We start from the raw sequence: 14,965 nt of genomic DNA, 5'->3' as shown, positions 1-14,965 counted from the left end.
GATATCTCCTTGTTTTCAATGCTCGATCGGAGGTGGAGGGAAAAGGAAGCTGCCCGCTCAGTTGTCCAGCGTGATGCCCGTATCGGTCACGATCTGCTTCCACATCTGCAGATCCCGCTGGATGATGGCCTGGAACTGCGCAGGTGTCTTGGCCTGGGCAGGCTGGACGTTCAGGGCGGCGACCTTTTTCACCATGTCGGGTTGGTTCTGGATGCGTGTGATCAACGCTCCCAGGCGCTCCACGATGGCCGCGGGGGTGCGCGCCGGCGCCAGGACCCCGAACCAGCCCACCGGCTCGAAGTCGAAGCCCTGCTCCCGGAACGTGGGGATGTCCGGTGTGCGCGGCAGGCGCACGACGCCGGTCACCGCGATGCTGCGCAGCCGCCGGGACTCGATGAAGGGCAGCGGCGCCCCCGGGTCGGTGAAGCCGATCTTCAGCGTGCCGGTGGTCAGCTCGGTGAGCAGCTGGTTGGTCTGCCTGTAGGGAACATGGGGCAAGTCCATGCCCGTCTTGCGCTTGAGCCATTCCATCGTCAGGTGGCCCGACGAGCCCACGGCCCAGGTGCCATAGGAGTACTTGCCAGGGTTGGCCTTCACGAGCTTGACCAGTTCCGGCAGGCTGGTGACCGGCAGGTCGTTGCTGACATGCAGGATCACGCCGCCCTCGACCGTCTGGGCCACGGGCACCAGGTCCTTCGTGACGTCGTAAGGCAGGTTCTTCATGAGCGCGGGCGCCATCACCGTGTTGCTGCCCGTGGTGTAGAGCAGCGTGTAGCCGTCGGCCGCCGCGCGCACCACGGCCTGGGTGCCGATGACGCCGCTGCCGCCGGGCTTGTTGTCCACCACCACGGGCTGCTTGAGTTCGACGGCCATGCGCTGCGCAAGCTCCCGGGCCAGCAGGTCCGTGCCAGAGCCCGCCGAAGACGCCACCACTAGGGTGATCGGCCTGTTTGGCCAGGTGGTGTCTGCCAGGGCCGACGAGCCACAGGCTCCGTACGCCGCTGCGGCGAGCCCGATGCCCAGCAGGCGGGCGAGCGATCGTCTCGTATATAGGTGCTTCATCGTATGTCTCCTTGTTTTTTGAATCGCATGAACCGGGAAAAACCTGGCCCTAGCCCAGTTCGCGGATCAGCTCCATCGCCCGGGGCCATTCGCCATAGCCCGAGGCCGGATTCAGGTGCCCCACGGCGCCCAGCTCCACGAAGCGGCTGCCCCAGGCGGCTGCAAATCCGCGGGCCCGCTCCAGCTGCGCCAGCGGATCGTTGCTGCTGCCCGCGACGATGCTGGGGAACGGCAGCGGCTTGAGCGGGATGGGCAGCCAGCCATTGGCGCCCAGTTGTTCCACCGTGGGGTAGCCGGCGGGCATGGGCGTCTCCATGTCCGCCGGCGCAGCCAGCAGCGCGCCCTGGATGGGGCGGGTGGCTTGTTGTGCCCAATGGACCACCATCATCGAGCCGGCGCTGTGCGCGACGATGATGACCGGCCCGTCGATGCCGGCCAGCGTGCGCTCGATCGCCTCGACGCGGGCGGCGCAGCTGAGCTTATCCTGCTCCAGGGGCGGTACAGTGCGCACCTTGGGCAGCTGGGCGGCCAGCAGGGTCTGCCAGTGCTCCGCAACGTGGTCGCGCAGACCGGGAACGATCAGGATGGTGGCTTGCTCGGACATGGTGGTTTCAGTGGGGCTTTCGTATCGCCGGCAGCGCCGTTTCGGGGCGGCCGCAGGCTCGTTGGCATGGTCTGCCATGTAGAATTGATCGACACACCCAGTGTGTGCGCGATGCGCCATCTGCGCTTGTCCGTAGATGACAAACGCTTTGCATTCCATGCCACCCGACCAGCCCTACAACGATGGCATCCCTTGTCCGTGCAGCCTGCCTCACCAACTACCGGGAAGTGGCCAATGCCTCCGGATTGAACCCCGAACGCATGTTGCTCGATGCGGGGCTCAACCCCAGCGTGCTGGACGAGCCCGACCTGATGATCCCCGTCGAGGCGGTCGGCCGTTTGCTGCAGGCCTCGGCCACGGTATCAGGCAACGAGAGCTTCGGCCTGTGCATGGCCCGCTCGCGCCTGCTGTCGAACCTGGGTGCCGTGGGCCTGCTGATCCGGGACCAGGCCACGCTGCGCGAATCGCTGCACTTGCTCATCCACCACCTGGCCATGCTCAACGGCGCGCTGTCGCTGGCCGTGGAGGAAAGCGGCGGCATGGTGGTGATCCGAGAAACGGTGATGGCTGGCAGCGTGCACCAGCCCACGCGGCAGCGCGTGGAATTGGCGCTGGGGGTGATGGTGCGGCTGATTCGCCAGCTGGTCGGCAATGACTGGCAGCCCCGGCGAGTGTGCTTCGAGCATGCGGCGCCGCGCGACCTGGGCGTTCACCACCAGCTTTTCGGCCATGCCGTCGAGTTCAACCATCTGTTCAACTGCATCGTCTGCGGCAAGGCCGATCTGGATGCGCGCAACCCGTTTGCCGATCCGGCCATGGCGCGCTACGCCCAGAAGCTGATCGACGATACCGTCAAAGCGCCCGACGCCCACGTGCTGGACGATGTGCGGCGCACGGTCCTGCTGCTGTTGCCCAGCGGGCGCTGCACCATCGAGCGGGTGAGCGAGCATCTGGGAATCGTGCCGCGCACGGTGCAGCGCCGCCTGTCCGAGCATGGGCAGAGCTTTTCCTCGCTGGTCAACGATATCCGCAGGGAACTGGCCACGCGCTATGTGTTCGACAGCGACCGCCCGTTGACCGAGATCGCCGAGATCCTGGGCTTCACCGCCTCCAGCAGTTTTTCGCGCTGGTACGTGGCGCAGTTTGGCTGCAGTGCCAAGGAAAGCCGCGCACAGAAACAGGCGGCCATCCTGGCTGAGCCTTCAGGCGGCGCAACTCATTGACCCAGGATCCTGCAGTTCTGCTCCATGAAAAAGCCCCGCAGGCCTGAAAGCATGCGGGGCTTTGGGTTGGACTGGCGGCGCGCCGCCAGAAGGATCACTCGAATTCCAGGATCACGTCGTCCACCGCCAGCGAATCACCCTTGCCGGCGCTGACCTTGCTGACCACGCCGTCTTGCGCCGCGAAGAGGATGTTCTCCATCTTCATGGCTTCGATCACCGCCAGCTTCTCGCCGGCCTGCACCTTCTGGCCGGGCTGCACGGCCACGTCCACCAGCAGGCCGGGCATGGGCGACAGCAGGAATTTGGACAGGTCCGGCGGTGCCTTGAAGGGCATCAGCTCGTGCAGGCGGGCACCCAGCGGCGACAGCACCAGCGCGTCGATCTGCGTGCCGTTGTGGATCACGCGCAGCACCAGCGGGTTCTTGGCCGTGCCACGCTCCACCTGCGCCGTGAAGGGCTGGCCATTCACCGTGCCCTGCACGCGCAGCTCGCGCAGCACCGTATTGCTTTGGAAGTCGTAGTGCTTGCCGCCGATCTCCACCTTGGCCGAGCGGGTGTCGCGCTCGAAGTCGGTCACATGGGCCTGCACATGGCGGTTCTGGCCTTCGGCGCCCAGCACGACCACGGTGTAGTCCACGCCCACCTTGACCTCATGGCCCTGCACCTGGCCGCTGATGGAGGCGGCGCGGCTGCGGTAGCGGCGGTTCATGAAGGCCGCCAGCGCAGCGAGGAAATCGGGGTCGTCGTGCGGCACATCCTCGGCATGGAAACCCTGGCCGTAGTGCTCGGCGATGAAGCCGGTGTTGAACTCGCCCGACACGAACTTGGGGTGGGCCAGCAGCGCGGCCTGGAACGGGATGTTGCTGCTGATGCCGCGGATCACGAAGCCGTTGAGCGCCTCGCGCATCTTGGCGATGGCCTCGTTGCGGTCCTTGCCGTGCACGATGAGCTTGGCGATCATCGAGTCGTAGTACATCGGGATCTCGCCGCCCTCGTACACGCCGGTGTCCACGCGCACACCCTGCAGGTGTTCGGTGTCGGCCTGCCACATGCTCTGCTCGGGCGGCTGGAAGCGCACCAGGCGGCCGGTGGACGGCAGGAAGTTGCGGAACGGATCTTCGGCGTTGATGCGGCACTCGATGGCCCAGCCGTTGCGCTGCACATCGCCCTGCGCGAACGAGAGCTTTTCGCCGGCGGCCACGCGGATCATCTGCTCGACCAGGTCCAAACCGGTGATGCACTCGGTCACCGGGTGCTCCACCTGCAGGCGGGTGTTCATCTCGAGGAAGTAGAAGTCCTGGTCCTTGCCGACCACGAATTCCACCGTGCCTGCGCTCTGGTAGCCCACGGCCTTGGCCAGCGCCACGGCCTGCTCGCCCATGGCCTTGCGGGTGGCGTCGCTGATGAAGGGCGACGGCGCCTCCTCGATCACCTTCTGGTGGCGGCGCTGGATCGAGCATTCGCGCTCGTTCAGGTAGACCACGTTGCCGTGTCCGTCGCCCAGCACCTGGATCTCGATGTGGCGCGGCTCCTGCACGAACTTCTCGATGAACACGCGGTCATCGCCGAAGCTGTTGCGGGCCTCGTTCTGGCAGCTGGCGAAGCCCTCGAAGGCTTCCTTGTCGTTGTAGGCCACGCGCAGGCCCTTGCCGCCGCCGCCGGCCGAGGCCTTGATCATCACCGGGTAGCCGATGTCCTTGGCGATCTCCACCGCCTGCTCGGGGCCCGAGATCGGGTCGTTGTAGCCGGGGATGGTGTTGACCTTGGCCTCGTTCGCCAGCTTCTTCGAGGCGATCTTGTCGCCCATCGCGGCAATGGCCGCATGCTTGGGGCCGATGAAAGTGATGCCCTCTTCCTCCACGCGGCGCGCGAAGGCCTCGTTCTCGGACAGGAAGCCATAGCCGGGATGCACGGCCTGGGCGCCGGTCTGCTTGCAGGCGGCAATGATCTTGTCGGCCAGCAGGTAGGACTCGCGCGACGGCGCGGCGCCGATGTGCACGGCCTCGTCGGCCAGCTTGACGTGGCGCGCGTCCTTGTCGGCGTCGGAGTAGACGGCGACGGTGGCGATGCCCATCTTGCGGGCAGTAGCAATTACTCGGCAAGCGATTTCGCCACGGTTGGCAATCAGGATCTTGGAAAACATAGGGTTCGCTCCTGGTCTCGGTATCTATCTGTCAATCAATCGGTCATGGCCTCGGGGGCATCAGTGCAGCTCGCGCTGGGTGATCCACTGCCCTCCGGGCATCAGCAAGAAATCTTCGCAATCGCGCTGGCGGCAGGGCTGGCTTCCCAGTAGCGTCAGCACCCACCGGTCCGGCGTGCGCACGTCGGTCGAGCGCGCCTTCACGCGCACGGCCACCATGCGGCTGTCGTCGTTCCACTTGGCCACCTCGGCGCCTTCCACCACGGCGGAACTGGCGTCCCAACCCTCGTGCCGCGCGCCGTGCACGACACGCTTGTTGCGCCCTACCAGCGCACCCGGCTGGATGGCCATCAGCAGCACCTTTTCCACCGGCTTCGAGCGCAGGCGGTCCAGGCCCTGCATGTCCATCACGCGGCCCGCCTGGTAGCGCTGGGCCAGGCGGGACAGGCGCTGGGCATTGGCCTCGTACCCGTTGCCCTCGTCGGGCGACTGCGCCGGCGCCTGGGCAGCACTGTTCTGGTACTGCTGGAACGACAGGCTGCCGTTCTGGAAGGCCGCCATCGCATTCACCAGGCCGCGCGGCATGTGGCCGGATGCGTCTGGCGCCAGCTCGAAGCCCTGGTGGATCTGGATGCGCACCATCATCGGCGCGGTGGCGCGCCGCTCGGCGGCGCAGTCCTGCACCCAGCGCTGGTGCGCCAGCTGCATCCACTCGCGGGCCACGCCCTCGCGGGCCAGCTGCATGTGCACATCCACCAGCACGTGCAGCGTGCGGGGCGCGCAGGGCGAGGCCGGATTGCCGCCTTGCGGCACGGCCTCCACCCACCAGCGTGCACCCCGCCCGCCCGCATCGGCGATGGAGCCCATGTCATAGAGCCGGGCACTGTCGGCCAGCTCCATGGCAGAACGCTCCTGTGCCCCCGCCCCACCGCCGGCCAGCAGCAGGCAGGCGCCGAGCAGCGCCATGCGTGCGGCATGGTTCAGTGCGGGGATGGGAAGGGACAGCATGGCGGCCTGGAGTCTGCGTGGCTTTACAGCGGGATGTTGCCGTGCTTGCGCCAGGGGTTGTCCAGCTTCTTATTCTGCAGCATGACCAGGCTGCGGCAGATGCGCTTGCGCGTCTCGTGCGGCAGGATCACGTCGTCGATGAAGCCGCGCGCGCCGGCCACGAAGGGGTTGGCGAAGCGGGCCTTGTACTCGGCCTCCTTGGCGGCGAGCTTGGCGGGGTCGTTCTTGTCCTCGCGGAAGATGATCTCGACCGCGCCCTTGGCGCCCATCACCGCGATCTCGGCATGGGGCCAGGCCAGGTTCACGTCGCCGCGCAGGTGCTTGGAGGCCATCACGTCGTAGGCGCCGCCGTAGGCCTTGCGCGTGATGATGGTGATCTTGGGCACCGTGGCCTCGGCATAGGCGTACAGCAGCTTGGCGCCGTGCTTGATGATGCCGCCGTATTCCTGGCTGGTGCCGGGCATGAAGCCGGGCACGTCCACGAAGGTGACGACGGGGATGTTGAACGCATCGCAGAAGCGCACGAAGCGCGCGGCCTTGATGGAGCTCTTGATGTCCAGGCAGCCGGCCAGCACCAGCGGCTGGTTGGCGACGACGCCCACCGTCTGCCCGGCCATGCGTGCAAAGCCGATGATGATGTTCTTGGCGTAGTCGGGCTGCAGCTCGAAGAAGTCGCCGTCGTCCACGGTCTTGACGATCAGCTCCTTCATGTCGTAGGGCTTGTTCGGGTTGTCGGGCACCAGGGTGTCCAGCGACAGGTCGGCGCGGTCGCTCGGGTCGGTGGTGCGGCGCACGGGCGCCTTCTCGCGGTTGTTCAGCGGCAGGTAGTTGTACAGGCGGCGCAGCATCATCAGCGCCTCCACGTCGTTCTCGAAGGCCAGGTCGGCCACGCCGCTCTTGGTGGTGTGGGTGACAGCGCCGCCCAGTTCCTCGGCCGTGACTTCCTCGTGCGTGACGGTCTTCACCACCTCGGGGCCGGTCACGAACATGTAGGAGCTGTCCTTGACCATGAAGATGAAGTCCGTCATGGCCGGCGAATACACCGCGCCGCCGGCGGACGGGCCCATGATCATCGAGATCTGGGGCACCACGCCCGAGGCCAGCACGTTCTTCTGGAACACGTCGGCATAGCCGCCGAGCGAGGCCACGCCCTCCTGGATGCGCGCACCGCCCGAGTCGTTCAGGCCGATCACCGGGGCGCCCACCTTCATCGCCTGGTCCATGATCTTGCAGATCTTCTCGGCATGCGTCTCGGAGAGCGCGCCGCCGAACACTGTGAAGTCCTGGCTGAACACGAACACCAGGCGGCCGTTGATCATGCCGTAGCCGGTGACCACGCCGTCGCCGGGGATCTTCTGCTCCTGCATGCCGAAGTCGGTGCAGCGGTGCTCGACGAACATGTCCCATTCCTCGAAGGTGCCGTCGTCCAGCAGCAGCTCGATGCGCTCGCGCGCCGTGAGCTTGCCCTTCTTGTGCTGCGCGGCGATGCGCTTCTCGCCGCCACCCTGGCGGGCCTGCTCGCGCTTGTTCTCCAATTGTTTGAGGATGTCTTGCATGATCGCTCTTTCGTTGAAATTGCTATTCAATCAGTAGCTGGCAGCGCTTGACTGGATTGCGCTGCGAGCAGATTTCTTGCTGCGGTCGATGCCGCGATACGCCCGGCCGCCACGTCGGCCTGCAACTGCGGCAGCATAGCCTTGACCTGGGGGTGCGCGCGAAAGGCCTGCTTGAGCCCGTGGTCGATACGCTCCCACATCCAGGCCAGCGCCTGCTTTTCGCGGCGCAACTGCAGGCGCCCGTTGGCGGTCTGCATCTCGCGGTAGCTCGCCACCGCCTGCCAGAAGCCTTCCACGCCCTGCCCCAGCAAGGCGCTGATCTGCACCACGCGCGGCTGCCACAGCGCCCCGGTCGTGGCATGGTCGGGGTTGCCGTGCATGCCCAGCAGGCGCAGGCTGGAGGTGATCTGCGCCTGGGCGCGGGTGGCAGCGTGGGGGTCGATGTCGGCCTTGTTGATGACGACCAGGTCGGCGATCTCCATCACGCCCTTCTTGATGGCCTGCAGGTCGTCGCCGGCGTTGGGCAGTTGCAGCAGCACGAACATGTCGGTCATGCCGTGCACCGCGATCTCGCTCTGGCCCACGCCCACGGTCTCGATGATCACCACGTCATAGCCCGCGGCCTCGCAGACCAGCATGGCCTCGCGCGTCTTCTCGGCTACGCCGCCCAGCGTGCCGCTGCTGGGGCTGGGGCGGATGTAGGCGTTCTCGTTGACCGAGAGCTGCTCCATGCGCGTCTTGTCGCCGAGGATGGAGCCCCCCGACACGGTGGACGAGGGATCGATGGCCAGCACCGCCACCTTCAGCCCCTGGGCGATCAGGTACAGGCCCAGCGATTCGATGAAGGTGCTCTTGCCCACGCCGGGCACGCCGCTGATGCCCAGGCGAAACGCCCGGCCCGTGTGCGGCAGCAGCGCGGTCAGCATGGCGTCGGCCTGCGCACGGTGGTCGGCGCGGGTGGATTCCAGCAGCGTGATGGCCTTGGCCATGGCGCGGCGCTTCTGCGGCGAGGCGCCATGCAGGATGCCGTCCAGCCAGGGCAGTGGCGGTGCGTTCATCGATTCGTGGCCCAAGGGCTGGCTGCCATTGGCGCCCAGCGTCATGCCAATGCTGCCTTCTTGATCTGCTCCAGCACATCCTTGGCGCTGGCCGGGATCGGCGTGCCCGGGCCGTAGACGCCCTTGACGCCGGCGCCATAGAGGAAGTCGTAGTCCTGCGCCGGGATCACGCCGCCGACGAAGACGATGATGTCGTCCGCGCCCTGCTCTTTCAGCGCCTCGATGATGGCCGGCACCAGGGTCTTGTGGCCTGCGGCCAGCGTGGACACGCCGACGGCGTGCACGTCGTTCTCGATGGCCTGGCGCGCGCACTCCTCGGGCGTCTGGAACAGCGGGCCCATGTCCACGTCGAAGCCCAGGTCGGCGAAGGCCGTGGCCACCACCTTGGCACCGCGGTCGTGGCCGTCCTGGCCCAGCTTGGCGATCATCACGCGCGGGCGGCGGCCCAGTTCCTCGGCCGTGGCGGCGATTTCGCCCTTCAGCTTTTCCCAGCCTTCGGCCGAGTCGTAGGCGGCCGCGTACACACCGGTCACCTTCTGCGTATCGGCGCGGTGGCGGCCGAAGACCTTTTCCAGCGCGTCGGAGACTTCACCCACCGTGGCGCGCAGGCGCACGGCGTTGATCGCCAGATGCAGCAGGTTGCCTTCACCGGATTCTGCTGCAGATGTGAGAGCAGCTAGCGCTTGCTCCACCTGGGTTTGATCGCGTTTTTGCTTGATATTCTTCAGGCGGGCGATCTGGCTGTCGCGCACCTTGACGTTGTCCACCTCGAGGATGTCGACCGGGTCTTCCTTGGCCAGCTTGTACTTGTTGACACCGACGATGACTTCCTTGCCCGAGTCGATGCGCGCCTGCTTCTCGGCGGCCGCGGCCTCGATCTTGAGCTTGGCCCAGCCGCTGTCCACGGCGGCGGTCATGCCGCCCATGGCATCCACTTCCTCGATGATCTTCCAGGCGGCATCGGCCATGTCCTGCGTCAGCTTCTCCATCAGGTAGCTGCCGGCCCAGGGGTCGATCACATTGGTGATGTGGGTCTCTTCCTGGATGATGAGCTGGGTGTTGCGCGCGATGCGGGCCGAGAATTCGGTAGGCAGCGCGATCGCTTCGTCCAGGGCATTGGTGTGCAGGCTCTGGGTGCCGCCAAACACGGCCGCCATGGCCTCGATGGTGGTGCGCACCACGTTGTTGTAGGGGTCCTGCTCGGTCAGGCTCCAGCCGCTGGTCTGGCTGTGGGTGCGCAGCATCAGGCTCTTGGGGTTCTTGGCGTTGAAGTCCTTCATGATGCGGCACCACAGCAGGCGCGCGGCGCGCATCTTGGCGATCTCCAGGTAGAAGTTCATGCCCACCGCCCAGAAGAACGACAGGCGGCCCGCGAACGCGTCCACGTCCATGCCCTTGGCGATGGCGGTCTTCACATACTCCTTGCCGTCGGCCAGCGTGAAGGCCAGCTCCAGCGCCTGGTTGGCGCCGGCTTCCTGCATGTGGTAGCCCGAGATCGAGATCGAGTTGAACTTGGGCATGTTCTGGCTCGTGTACTCGATGATGTCGCCGATGATCTTCATCGACGGCTTGGGCGGGTAGATGTAGGTGTTGCGCACCATGAACTCTTTCAGAATGTCGTTCTGAATCGTTCCGGAGAGCTGGTCCTGCGCCACGCCCTGCTCCTCGGCCGCCACCACATAGCCGGCCAGCACCGGCAGCACGGCGCCGTTCATGGTCATCGAGACGGAGACCTTGTCGAGCGGGATGCCGTCGAACAGGATCTTCATGTCTTCCACGCTGTCGATCGCCACGCCAGCCTTGCCCACGTCGCCGGTGACGCGCGGATGGTCGCTGTCGTAGCCGCGGTGCGTGGCCAGGTCGAAGGCCACGGACACGCCCTGCCCGCCGGCGGCCAGTGCCCGGCGGTAGAAGGCATTGGACTCCTCGGCGGTCGAGAAGCCCGCGTACTGGCGGATGGTCCAGGGGCGCACCGCGTACATCGTGGCCTGCGGGCCGCGGATGTAGGGCTCAAAACCGGGCAGCGTGTCGGTATGTTGCAAGCCTTGCAGGTCGGCCGCGGTGTACAGGGGCTTGACGGTGATGCCGTCCGGCGTGACCCAGTTCAAGGCGTCCACGTTGCCCTGGGGGGCCGACTTGCCGGCCGCGAGGTTCCAGCGCTGCAGATCTCCAAAATCGAAAGCCATGGTGCTTATCCTGTGATATCCATGTTTACAATCTTCGCAAAAATAGCGAAGATACGCAATGACAAGAAGTGAAATTCTTGCGAATTAACTCTGTAAATTTGCGAGGTTTGCAAACATGAGCAAGGCCTTCATGGGCACCCACCTCAAGACGCTGCGGGAGCAGCGCAGCCTGACCCAGGCTGCGCTGGCACAGGCGCTGAAGGTGTCATCCAGCTATCTCAACCAGATCGAGAACAACCAGCGGCCGCTGACGGTTAATGTGCTGCTGCGGCTGCAGGCGGCATTCGGCATCGACCTGCAGCAGTTCTCCGAGGACACCCAGGCGCGGCAGCTGGGCGAGTTGCGCAACGTGTTGGCCGAGATGCCGGATGGCGACCAGGTTCCCCTGTCGGAGACCAAGATCCTCGCCCAGCAGCTGCCGGCCGCGACCCGCGCCATCGTGGGCATGCACAAGCGCTTGAGGGCCACCGAAGAGCGCCTGTCGCTGATTGCCGAGAACACCTACGGCGACCAGCTCCCGCATGCCGCCGCGGCGCCTGTGCAGCCCTACGAGGAAGTGCGGGAGTTCTTCTATGCCGGCCACCAGCACCTGGCCCTGCTGGATGAGCAGGCCGAGCAGCTGTACCAGCAGTTGCAGCCCCACTATTTCGATCCCCATGCCCCGCACGCCGTCCAGCTGGCGGCGGCGCTGGAACTGAGGCTGCAGGCGCGCCATGGCATCGCCGTGCGACGCGACCCTGGCTCCCCCGCAGCCGAGCAGCCGTTGCGCTGGCTGGAATCCCAGGCCCGGGAACTGCACCTGGCCACCGGGCTGAGCGCCGGGCAGCAAGCATTTCAGCTCGGCATCCAGCTGGCGCTGCTGGAATCGGGGCCCACCATCGACGGCTTCATCGATGCGGCCCGTTTCGGCAGCGACGAGGCACGCGCGCTGGCGCGCATCGGCTTCGCCAACCATTTCGCCGGCGCACTGCTGCTGCCCAACCGGCTCTTCCAGAACACCGCCGACGAGCTGCGCTACGACATCGACCTGCTCGGCGAACGCTTTGGGGTGGGCTTCGAGACGGTAGGCCACCGCCTGTCCACCATGCGGCATTCGCACCCGCACAGCATTCCGTTCTTCTTTGTGCGGGTGGATTGCGCCGGCAACATGTCCAAGCGCCAGTCTTCGGTGGATTTCCACTTCTCGCGCTCCGGCGGCACCTGTCCGCTCTGGAACGTGTATGACGCCTTCTCCCAGCCCGGCAAGATACTCACGCAACTGGCCCGCATGCCCGACGAGCGCACCTACCTCTGGATTGCGCGCACGGTGGAGCACCGGCTCGGCGGCTACGGGACGCCACGCCGCGTTTTCTCGGTAGCACTGGGCTGCGATGCACGCCATGCCCACCGGCTGGTCTATGCCGATGGCCTGGGGCTCGAAACCCCGGAGCGGGCCGTCCCCATCGGTGCGGGCTGCAAGGTCTGCGACCGGGAAAATTGCGTGCAACGGGCCTTTCCGGCGCTCGGACGCCCGCTCAGCATCGATCCGAACGCCCGCCGCTTCGCGCCCTACGCCCCCGCCTGATCCTGCTGGATGGACGTAAAAAAAGCGGCCAGGCCGCTTTTTGGGGCTACCAGGAATCCTGTCGCCTATTTGCGCAGCTTCATCGCCAGCGGCAAGGCAAAGGCCGCGAAGCGGATCAGCCGGCGCGGCCCCAGCACCAGCGACAGGCCCAGCGCTGCAGCACAGGCCACCGGATGCTGGCGGCCAAAGGCAACCGCCCTTTCCACCAGCGGCCCATAGCTGGTATCCCGCGCCACCGGATGGGCGTGCTGCAAGGCTGCGGCCTGGCGCTGCGCAGCCTGACGGGCCCGCAGGCGCTCGCGCTGAGCCTGGATGCGGGCCAGCACCTCCTGGGCTTCCGGGCTCACCGGCCCGGCAGCGGGATGGTTGTGGTGCGAATCGTCGTGGGAGCGGTGGTCGGTCATGCAGGTATCTCTCTCATCGGTGGATCACAACCGGCCCTTGAAGGTCCGCCAGTCCTTGCGCAGCTCGCGCCGGCTCAGCGAAAACGCCTGCGACGCCTTGCGCACCGTGCCGACCAGCGACACCAGCACCGCCACCCAGGCCACCATCCACACCAGCGCCACGCACCAGGCGGCGGTCACGCGGCTCGGCGTGTCCCAGAAATGCACCACGATGGCCGTCGACAGCGCGACCAGCGCCACGATGGTCAGGCCGGCCGCGACCAGCCCCACCACCAGCAGGTATTGCAGGTACTGCTTTTGCTGGCGCCACTCGAGGGCCAGCAAATCCATACGGTCTTCGACGGCAATCGTGCCCTCGTGCAGGCTCGTGCGCCAGCGATCGACCCAGGAGTCCAGGCCCAGCAAAGACAACCAATTCATGAATCCCCCCATCTGAAGCCTGCAGGCACCGGCGCTTCACCGGCATGCAGGCTTTGGTTACGCAGGCCTGGCGGGACCGGCTCAGCGGCGCGAGAACAGGAAGCCGATCAAGGCACCCACGGCCAGCGCAGCCCCGGCCACGCGCCAAGGCTCGTCGTGGGCGTAGCGGTCAGCGGCCAGCGCAGCTTCCTTAGCCTGGCGGGCGGCATCCTGGGCGGCGCGGATGGCGCCGTCGCGCGCATTGCCGACGGTCTCGTCCAGGCGCGCACGCAGTTGGCGGATCTCGGGCAGGTTGTCCAGGTCCTTGCTCGACAGAACACCGCGCAGATCGCTGACCAGCTTTTCCAGGTCCGCCTGGGCGCTGGAGACGGTGTCGCTCAGATTCGAAGAAATACGCATATGCATCCTTTTCTTGTTTCACAGGGATGGAGGGAATCGCGGCATCGCGGGCGCCAGGCCCGGTGCCGCAGCCTGGTCCGATGGTAACGGAATATGTAGCACTGCCGGCGCATGGTAACTACGCACGGGGCTGTCGGAGCAGGCCTACTCCCGCAGATTCGCTACGCCAGCCGGCCCGCGACTTCGTCGGCAATGGCTAGGCAGCTCGTGAGCCCCGGCGACTCGATGCCGAAGAGATTCACCAGCCCCGGCACGCCATGGACTCCGGCATCCTGGATGCAGAAATCGGCCGACGGCTGGCCCGGGCCGCTGATCTTGGGGCGGATGCCGGCATAGCCCGTCTGCAACTGCCCATCCTGCAGGGCGGGCCAGTAGCTTCGTACCGCGGCGTAGAACACGTCGCCGCGCGCTGGGTCCACCAGCAGGTCGTCGGCATGCTCCACCCATTGCACGTCGGGCCCGAACTTGGCCTGTCCGCCCAGGTCCAGCGTCAGGTGCACGCCCAGCCCAGCCGCCTCGGGCACCGGATAGATCAGGTGCGTGAACGGTGCCCGGCCCGACAGCACGAAATAGTTGCCCTTAGCGTAGTAGGCCTTGGGCACGTGCTGCGCGTCCAGCCCTTCGAACCTGCCCGCCAGGTCGGGCGCCCACAGGCCGGCCGCATTGACGACGGTACGCGCCAGCAGCTCGGTGCCGTCCTCGGTGCGCAGCAGGATGCCGGAGACGCCATCCACCTCGGCCCCGCATTGCGCATGCACCAGCGGCGCATTGAAGATCACCATGCCGCCGGCATGCTCCAGGTCGCCTTGCAGCGCCAACATCAGGCCATGGCTGTCGACGATGCCGGTGCTGGGGGAATGCAGCGCCGCCACGCATTCCAGCGCGGGCTCCAGCTGCCGGGCCTGGGCCCGGTCGAGCAGGACCAGGTCATCGACGCCATTGGCAGCCGCATGCCGGGCAATGTTCTGCAGCTCGCCACGCTGGGCTTCGGAGGTGGCGACGATCAGCTTGCCGCAGCGGCGGTGATCGATGCCGCGCTCGGCGCAATAGGCATAGAGCAGCTCCTTGCCTTGCACGCACAGGCGCGCCTTCAGCGAGCCCTCGGGGTAGTAGATGCCGGCATGGATCACCTCGCTGTTGCGCGAACTGGTGCCGGTGCCAATCGCATCCTGGGCTTCGAGCACCATCACCTCACGGCCGGCCAGCGCCAGGCGCCGGGCCACCGCCAGCCCCACGACGCCCGCGCCAATCACCACGCAATCCACCACATCCGCCATCGAACTCTCCTGAAACTGGGCAGCCAGTCTACCCGCGGGCAGCCGCGCATCCATAAAAAAA

General features: G+C 66.4%; 13 protein-coding genes. 2 read left to right on the top strand and 11 right to left on the bottom strand.

Translation table 11 applies throughout. From position 1 onward, the window contains the following. Nucleotides 1-57: 57 nt before the first annotated feature. A complete protein-coding gene (locus ACYVKR_RS19040; RefSeq protein ID WP_460482530.1) occupies nucleotides 58-1,062 on the bottom strand; it encodes a Bug family tripartite tricarboxylate transporter substrate binding protein in 1,005 nt (334 codons plus the stop codon). A 49-nt stretch (nucleotides 1,063-1,111) separates the two neighbouring features. After that, a complete protein-coding gene (locus ACYVKR_RS19035; protein ID WP_460482529.1) occupies nucleotides 1,112-1,666 on the bottom strand; it encodes an RBBP9/YdeN family alpha/beta hydrolase in 555 nt (184 codons plus the stop codon). A gap of 182 nt (nucleotides 1,667-1,848) precedes the next feature. On the opposite strand from ACYVKR_RS19035, the gene ACYVKR_RS19030 reads away from it, so the two are divergent. Further along, nucleotides 1,849-2,889, top strand: coding sequence for an AraC family transcriptional regulator (locus tag ACYVKR_RS19030; RefSeq protein ID WP_460482528.1), 1,041 nt, complete (start codon nucleotides 1,849-1,851; stop codon nucleotides 2,887-2,889). A gap of 94 nt (nucleotides 2,890-2,983) precedes the next feature. Here the strand turns inward: ACYVKR_RS19030 and accC are convergent, their stop codons facing one another. The 5 genes from accC to scpA are packed head-to-tail and all read right to left on the bottom strand — an operon-like array spanning nucleotide 2,984 to nucleotide 10,840. Further along, nucleotides 2,984-5,032: an acetyl-CoA carboxylase biotin carboxylase subunit gene (accC, locus tag ACYVKR_RS19025; protein ID WP_460482527.1), complete on the bottom strand. Its 2,049-nt coding sequence runs from the start codon at nucleotides 5,030-5,032 to the stop codon at nucleotides 2,984-2,986. Nucleotides 5,033-5,092: 60 nt separating this feature from the next. Further along, nucleotides 5,093-6,040, bottom strand: coding sequence for a hypothetical protein (locus tag ACYVKR_RS19020; protein WP_460482526.1), 948 nt, complete (start codon nucleotides 6,038-6,040; stop codon nucleotides 5,093-5,095). Between the two features lie 23 nt (nucleotides 6,041-6,063). Then, entirely contained in the window at nucleotides 6,064-7,596 is a 1,533-nt protein-coding gene (locus ACYVKR_RS19015; RefSeq protein WP_460482525.1) for an acyl-CoA carboxylase subunit beta, read from the bottom strand. Nucleotides 7,597-7,622: 26 nt separating this feature from the next. Further along, a complete protein-coding gene (gene meaB, locus ACYVKR_RS19010; protein ID WP_460482756.1) occupies nucleotides 7,623-8,654 on the bottom strand; it encodes a methylmalonyl Co-A mutase-associated GTPase MeaB in 1,032 nt (343 codons plus the stop codon). Between the two features lie 41 nt (nucleotides 8,655-8,695). After that, complete coding sequence (gene scpA, locus ACYVKR_RS19005) at nucleotides 8,696-10,840, bottom strand: methylmalonyl-CoA mutase (protein WP_460482524.1); 2,145 nt, start codon at nucleotides 10,838-10,840, stop codon at nucleotides 8,696-8,698. A gap of 115 nt (nucleotides 10,841-10,955) precedes the next feature. Here scpA and ACYVKR_RS19000 point away from each other — a divergent pair, with 115 nt between their 5' ends. Then, nucleotides 10,956-12,404, top strand: a complete 1,449-nt coding sequence (locus ACYVKR_RS19000) for a short-chain fatty acyl-CoA regulator family protein (protein WP_460482523.1) — start codon at nucleotides 10,956-10,958, stop codon at nucleotides 12,402-12,404. A 65-nt stretch (nucleotides 12,405-12,469) separates the two neighbouring features. Here the strand turns inward: ACYVKR_RS19000 and ACYVKR_RS18995 are convergent, their stop codons facing one another. From ACYVKR_RS18995 to ACYVKR_RS18980, 4 genes are all read right to left on the bottom strand, one after another. Continuing rightward, on the bottom strand, nucleotides 12,470-12,808 hold the full coding sequence (locus ACYVKR_RS18995) for a hypothetical protein (RefSeq protein WP_460482522.1): 339 nt from the start codon (nucleotides 12,806-12,808) through the stop codon (nucleotides 12,470-12,472). A 24-nt stretch (nucleotides 12,809-12,832) separates the two neighbouring features. Then, nucleotides 12,833-13,228, bottom strand: a complete 396-nt coding sequence (locus ACYVKR_RS18990; protein ID WP_460482521.1) for a phage holin family protein — start codon at nucleotides 13,226-13,228, stop codon at nucleotides 12,833-12,835. Between the two features lie 81 nt (nucleotides 13,229-13,309). Further along, complete coding sequence (locus ACYVKR_RS18985; RefSeq protein WP_460482520.1) at nucleotides 13,310-13,627, bottom strand: glycine zipper domain-containing protein; 318 nt, start codon at nucleotides 13,625-13,627, stop codon at nucleotides 13,310-13,312. Between the two features lie 161 nt (nucleotides 13,628-13,788). Further along, nucleotides 13,789-14,904, bottom strand: coding sequence for an NAD(P)/FAD-dependent oxidoreductase (locus ACYVKR_RS18980; RefSeq protein WP_460482519.1), 1,116 nt, complete (start codon nucleotides 14,902-14,904; stop codon nucleotides 13,789-13,791). Nucleotides 14,905-14,965 lie beyond the last annotated feature (61 nt).

The organism is Comamonas humi (assembly GCF_054782535.1).
This window is presented reverse-complemented; position numbering and strand designations above follow the sequence as displayed.

Bases quoted from the DNA above. Each gene is read 5' to 3' on its own strand.
- ACYVKR_RS19030 (WP_460482528.1), top strand. From the start codon at position 1,849: ATGGCATCCCTTGTCCGTGCAGCCTGCCTCACCAACTACCGGGAAGTG.
- ACYVKR_RS19020 (WP_460482526.1), bottom strand. From the start codon at position 6,040: ATGCTGTCCCTTCCCATCCCCGCACTGAACCATGCCGCACGCATGGCG.
- scpA (WP_460482524.1), bottom strand. From the start codon at position 10,840: ATGGCTTTCGATTTTGGAGATCTGCAGCGCTGGAACCTCGCGGCCGGC.
- ACYVKR_RS19015 (WP_460482525.1), bottom strand. From the start codon at position 7,596: ATGCAAGACATCCTCAAACAATTGGAGAACAAGCGCGAGCAGGCCCGC.
- ACYVKR_RS18985 (WP_460482520.1), bottom strand. From the start codon at position 13,627: ATGCGTATTTCTTCGAATCTGAGCGACACCGTCTCCAGCGCCCAGGCG.
- meaB (WP_460482756.1), bottom strand. From the start codon at position 8,654: ATGAACGCACCGCCACTGCCCTGGCTGGACGGCATCCTGCATGGCGCC.
- ACYVKR_RS18995 (WP_460482522.1), bottom strand. From the start codon at position 12,808: ATGACCGACCACCGCTCCCACGACGATTCGCACCACAACCATCCCGCT.
- ACYVKR_RS18990 (WP_460482521.1), bottom strand. From the start codon at position 13,228: ATGAATTGGTTGTCTTTGCTGGGCCTGGACTCCTGGGTCGATCGCTGG.
- ACYVKR_RS19040 (WP_460482530.1), bottom strand. From the start codon at position 1,062: ATGAAGCACCTATATACGAGACGATCGCTCGCCCGCCTGCTGGGCATC.
- ACYVKR_RS18980 (WP_460482519.1), bottom strand. From the start codon at position 14,904: ATGGCGGATGTGGTGGATTGCGTGGTGATTGGCGCGGGCGTCGTGGGG.
- ACYVKR_RS19000 (WP_460482523.1), top strand. From the start codon at position 10,956: ATGAGCAAGGCCTTCATGGGCACCCACCTCAAGACGCTGCGGGAGCAG.
- ACYVKR_RS19035 (WP_460482529.1), bottom strand. From the start codon at position 1,666: ATGTCCGAGCAAGCCACCATCCTGATCGTTCCCGGTCTGCGCGACCAC.
- accC (WP_460482527.1), bottom strand. From the start codon at position 5,032: ATGTTTTCCAAGATCCTGATTGCCAACCGTGGCGAAATCGCTTGCCGA.